The sequence below is a fragment of the Agrobacterium sp. ST15.13.013 genome, from assembly GCF_027956525.1.
Taxonomy (GTDB): Bacteria; Pseudomonadota; Alphaproteobacteria; order Rhizobiales; family Rhizobiaceae; genus Agrobacterium; species Agrobacterium salinitolerans.
This window is the reverse complement of the sequence record NZ_JAQKGP010000056.1, coordinates 1-4,928: the sequence shown is the minus strand read 5'-3', so window position 1 is coordinate 4,928 and position 4,928 is coordinate 1. Positions and strand designations below refer to the sequence as shown.

The window sequence follows — 4,928 nt, the reverse complement described above, 5'->3', positions numbered from 1 at the left end:
CCCACCACAGGGGTAGGGCGTCCTCATCCAGCCATTTGCGTAATGTTCCGATCTCTTCGGCAAGCGCCTGCGCGATGCTCGGAAATTGCAATGTCATACCTCAACTCTCTGTTCTACGTCGTGGTAGCGACGAATACGCCAAGGGAACCCAGAAGCAAACGCCTGAATTTACGTTTTGTGACGCTGTCAACCACAAACACTATCATTTGCTCTCTCATAAAGCCCGCGGCACGCGAGGAAGGGTACTGGCTCTACAATGTCCCTCGCCCGCACGTCCTTAAAGTCGGCGATATGGTCAAACCCGGTATCGATGGCCTTGGCAGTGAGCGCCAAATCATGACAACGTTTTGGCGTTCGAGAACAACGGGGACCATGGACGCAATGGTGGCAATCGAAAAACTGGCGAAAAGCTTCATCACAGCGAGCCGCGAGGGGGCGAAGATTTCTCTGGCGGCGGTGCAGGTGGAGGGTCTCATCCCCGGTACGCTTGCAGAGGCTATGGCGGTCCAGCGGGCTTTTGCTGAGAGCTGGGCAGAACCGGTTGCCGGCTGGAAACTGGCTATCCGCCCCGACGGCGAGGCCGTCGGGGCGCCCATGTTCGATTGCGTGCGGGTCGATGAAGCCAATGCCGCTTCTTTTCCCCATGGCGGCACCGAAGGCATCGAGGTCGAGATCTGCTTTACGCTTTCGGCGGATATTCCTGCGGCGGCGGGGCCGCTGGCGAGGGCCGACCTGATGGCATTTATCGACAAGGTCCATCTTGGCGCTGAACTTCTCCGCTACAGGCTGGCGGAGAAAAACCAGGTGCCGTTTCCGCTTTTTCTCGCGGATCGTCTCGCCAACCACGGCTTCGTCATCGGACCGGAAGTCGATAAAGGCATCGTGGATGTCTTTGTCGGAAATGGCGAAAACCTGCCGCAGCTCACCGTCACCGAGGGGTCGGTATCGCTGTTCGATGCTACGGCAAAACATCCCAATGGCGATCCGCTTGCGCCGCTTGTCGCCTTTGCCAATGCGGCACTCAACAAGGGCGACATGCTCAAGGCCGGTAACGTCGTAACCACAGGCAGTCTCTGCGGTGCGATACCAAGCACGATTGCCAGTGAGACGCAGATCACACTGAAATCAGCTGGCGCCTTCACGCTGTCCGGTCCGAGATCATAGGCGGCCGGTCAGCCGGACACTCTTTTTTCAACCTCCTGCCGTCCCCATCCTCACCGCGACTTCCGATGCTATCGAAATGTCACTTCACCCGTCCGTATTCGCCGAGAAAATCAAGCAGTGCGCGAATACGTGCCGGAAGCGGTCCCCGTTGGCCGACATAAACGGCATGAAACATCTCCGTCTCACCCGTATCAAGATGATCGAGCACGGAGACCAGCCGGCCGGTGGCGATATCCTCTCGCACGGTGAAAGCGGCAAGGCGAACCAGACCGACACCGGCGAGGGCGAGACGGCGAAGGCCCTCGCCGTCGCTGACCTGCACGCGCCCCGTCGCCGGAATGACAACAGTATTTCCGGCATCCCGCAGCGGCCACCCGTCGATCGACCGGGCGTAGCCGAATCCAAGGCGGTTGTGATCTTCGAGATCGGTTATTGTCTGCGGCGTGCCATAACACTCCAGATAATCTGGGGAGGCCGCGATGATCATTCTCGTCTCACCGAGCTTGCGGGCGACAAGCGTTGAGCTTTTCAGTGGCCCCGCGCGCACCGCCACATCCATGCGCTCCGCAAGCAGGTCAACCACCATATCCGTCTGGACGATATCGAGCGTGATGCTCGGATGGAGCGCCAGAAACCGTGGCAGGATGGGCGCAAGAATATGCGTTGCATAAGAAGCGCTGGTGTTGATCCGAACGCGCCCGACAGGCTGTTCGCCCTCACCGGCGGCGCGTTCGGCCTCTTCAAGATCCGCGAGGATACGAGTTGCCCGTTCATAGAAGGCGCAGCCTTCCGGCGTTATCTGAAGCTGGCGGGTGGAACGGTTGAGCAGACGGGCGCCCAAGCGACCTTCCAGCCGTGCGATCAGCTTGCTCACCGCTGAAGGCGTCATGTTTGCCGCCGCGGCCGCACGGGAAAAACCGCCGAGCTCGACGACCCGCACGAAGATTTCCATTTCCCCTGCCCGGTTGATCTCCAGTCGCGCCATGATGACTTGATCTCACAAGTGATAGTATTTTTGGCATTCTATTTCATTGAAGAGCGAGCGTCTATCTTCTGGCGGCGATTGAAACGCATCGCAATCTTCATCTGCAGATCAATGACGGAATGGACAAAGCGCGGTGATGCCAGAACCGCACCCGCAACCATTTCGGAGCAACAAAGGAACGCCCCATGGAATATCGCTATCTCGGCAAATCCGGCCTGAAAGTGCCGGTCTTGAGTTTTGGTACCGGAACTTTCGGCGGCTCCGGCCCACTTTTCGGCAACTGGGGCAATTCAGACGCCACGGAAGCCCGGCGCCTGATCGATATTTGTCTGGAAGCCGGCGTCAACCTCTTCGATACCGCCGATGTCTATTCCAATGGCGCATCGGAGGACGTGCTCGGCGAAGCCATCAAAGGCAGGCGCGACAGCGTTCTGATCTCGACCAAAACCAGCCTGCCGATGGGCGACGGGCCGAACGAGGCGGGCTCGTCCCGCTTCCGATTGCTGCGGGCGGTGGATGACGCCCTGCACCGTCTCCAGACCGACTATATCGACATCCTTCAACTCCACGCCTTCGACGCCTTCACGCCGGTTGAGGAAGTGCTCTCTACGCTCGATACCCTCATCCGCGCCGGCAAGGTGCGCTATACTGGCGTTTCGAACTTTTCAGGCTGGCAGATCATGAAATCGCTCGCCGTCGCGGATCGATACGGCTGGCCGCGTTATGTGGTCAACCAAGTCTATTACTCCCTGATCGGCCGGGATTATGAATGGGATCTGATGCCGCTCGGCGCGGATCAGGGTCTGGGCGCAATGGTCTGGAGCCCGCTTGGCTGGGGGCGTTTGACGGGAAAAATCCGCCGCGGCACGCCGCTGCCCGAAGGCAGCCGCCTGCACGAGACCGCCAGCTTCGGCCCGCCGGTGGATGATGAACATCTCTACCGCGTGATCGATGCGCTTGACGCTGTTGCAGAAGAGACCGGCAGGACGGTACCGCAGGTCGCCCTCAACTGGCTGCTCAGACGCCCCACAGTTTCCACAGTGATCATCGGTGCGCGCAATGAGGAACAGCTTCGCCAGAACCTCGATGCCGTGGGATGGGAACTGACGCCCGCGCAGGTGGCGCGGCTGGACGAGGCCAGCGAGAGGGCCGCTCCCTATCCGCATTTCCCTTATCAGCGGCAAGCGGGCTTTGCCCGGCTTAATCCACCGGTCGTCACTATGCCGTAACAAGGCTGGTCGGGCCACCTGATCTGCAGGCGGCCCGACAGATCTGGAGCTTCAGTCGGCTTTGTTGTCGGAGCCTGCGTCCACACGGCCCGAAAACCAGTTCGCGAGGATTGCGCCGGAAATATTGTGCCAGACGCTGAAGATCGCGCTCGGCACCGCAGCAACAGGCGAGAAATAGGCCGTGGCAAGCGCCGCGCCAAGGCCTGAATTCTGCATGCCCACCTCGATCGCGATGGCCTTGCGCTTGGCAAGCGACAGGCCCGTTGCCTTTGCCGCGAGATAACCGATGAGATAACCAAGACCGTTATGCAGGATTACGACGGCAAGAATCATCAGCCCGGACTGGGCGATAGCCGCCTTGGATCCTCCCACCACCGCCGAGACGATCAAGACGATGCCGATTACGCTCACGAGCGGCAATGCCGGAACGGCGGCCTTGACGAGACCGGGCAGCAGCTTCTGCAGAGCGGCGCCGAGAGCGAGCGGAACCAGAACGACCTTGACGATGCTGAGGAACATGGCCCAGCCGTCAACCGGCAGATACTGGCTTGCAAACAACCAGACGAGAAACGGGGTCACCAGCGGCGCGGCAAGCGTGGTGACCGAGGTGCAGGCGACCGACAGCGCGACATCGCCCTTGGAGAGATACGTCATGACGTTAGAAGATGTGCCGCCCGGGCAGCAGCCGACCAGAATGACGCCAGCGGCGACTTCCGGCGGCATGGGAATGATCCGGGTGAGCAGCACCGCCAGAAGCGGCATGACCAGAAACTGGCCAAGGACACCGATCGTCACATCGAACGGCCTTTTGAGGACCTCCCTGAAGTCATCGACCGACAGTGTGAGCCCCATGCCGAACATGATGATCGACAGAAGCGTGACGATCCACGGCGCTATCTGCTTGAAGGTATCTGGAAAAAAGAAGCCGAGCACGGCAAACAGGATGACCCAGACGGCAAAGGTCTTGCCCACGAAAGCCGAAACGGCTGCCAGTGTTTTCATGTCTATACTCCCAAGATGAACATGGGCCCCCCTCTAGACTCCTATGGTGCCCTGTCAAGGTCATTACTCCGATGTTAGACCTCGCGGTCGAAAGCGATCCGTCGGCCGCGATGCCGCCGTCGCCGCAGGATTGCAATTGGACGAAGGCTCATCTATCCGCGTCCGATTGCGCCGAAGAGTGCGCAAGGGCTGCGCATAGAAGGTCCGATGCAGATACCGGACTGCCTTTTCGTCGTGCATCTCGTTAGACTGGATCAAACATCTCGCTGAACTCTCGATCAGCAAAATAGGCAAGCTTCTCGGCCAATATTGGTCGTTGCCCTGCCAGGAATAGAAGTTGCCCTTTCGCCGGCAGATTGCGCACCTCGTCAGGGGTGAGGAGCGGCCGGCCGGTATGCTGTTGGCTGTAGGAAATCCCGGTCTTATCGGAATCGAGGGCTCTCGCCATTGTCTGGAACACGACTGTTTCCTGCCCGAGCAAATCAGAGATGAGGCGCGCGCTGTCATGATCGTTGATGCCAAAAACCTGCAGCACGCCGGCGTTTGAC

Annotated in this window: 5 protein-coding genes; 2 read left to right on the top strand and 3 right to left on the bottom strand. The window is 59.6% G+C overall.

Annotation, left to right across the window (positions count from 1 at the left end):
• The first annotated feature begins 381 nt into the window (after positions 1-381).
• The gene (locus tag PL597_RS25725; protein WP_271366629.1) at positions 382-1,164 is read left to right on the top strand and encodes a 2-keto-4-pentenoate hydratase; all 783 of its coding nucleotides are present in this window, start codon (positions 382-384) and stop codon (positions 1,162-1,164) included.
• A gap of 79 nt (positions 1,165-1,243) precedes the next feature.
• On the opposite strand, the gene PL597_RS25720 is transcribed toward PL597_RS25725, so the two are convergent.
• A complete protein-coding gene (locus tag PL597_RS25720; RefSeq protein ID WP_271366628.1) occupies positions 1,244-2,149 on the bottom strand; it encodes a LysR family transcriptional regulator in 906 nt (301 codons plus the stop codon).
• 185 nt (positions 2,150-2,334) lie between these two features.
• On the opposite strand from PL597_RS25720, the gene PL597_RS25715 reads away from it, so the two are divergent.
• The gene (locus PL597_RS25715) at positions 2,335-3,378 is read left to right on the top strand and encodes an aldo/keto reductase (protein WP_271366627.1); all 1,044 of its coding nucleotides are present in this window, start codon (positions 2,335-2,337) and stop codon (positions 3,376-3,378) included.
• Between the two features lie 51 nt (positions 3,379-3,429).
• Here the strand turns inward: PL597_RS25715 and PL597_RS25710 are convergent, their stop codons facing one another.
• Positions 3,430-4,380, bottom strand: a complete 951-nt coding sequence (locus PL597_RS25710) for a bile acid:sodium symporter family protein (protein ID WP_271366625.1) — start codon at positions 4,378-4,380, stop codon at positions 3,430-3,432.
• 244 nt (positions 4,381-4,624) lie between these two features.
• The coding region (locus PL597_RS25705) for a type IV secretory system conjugative DNA transfer family protein (protein ID WP_271366624.1) at positions 4,625-4,928 on the bottom strand (304 nt) is incomplete at its 5' end.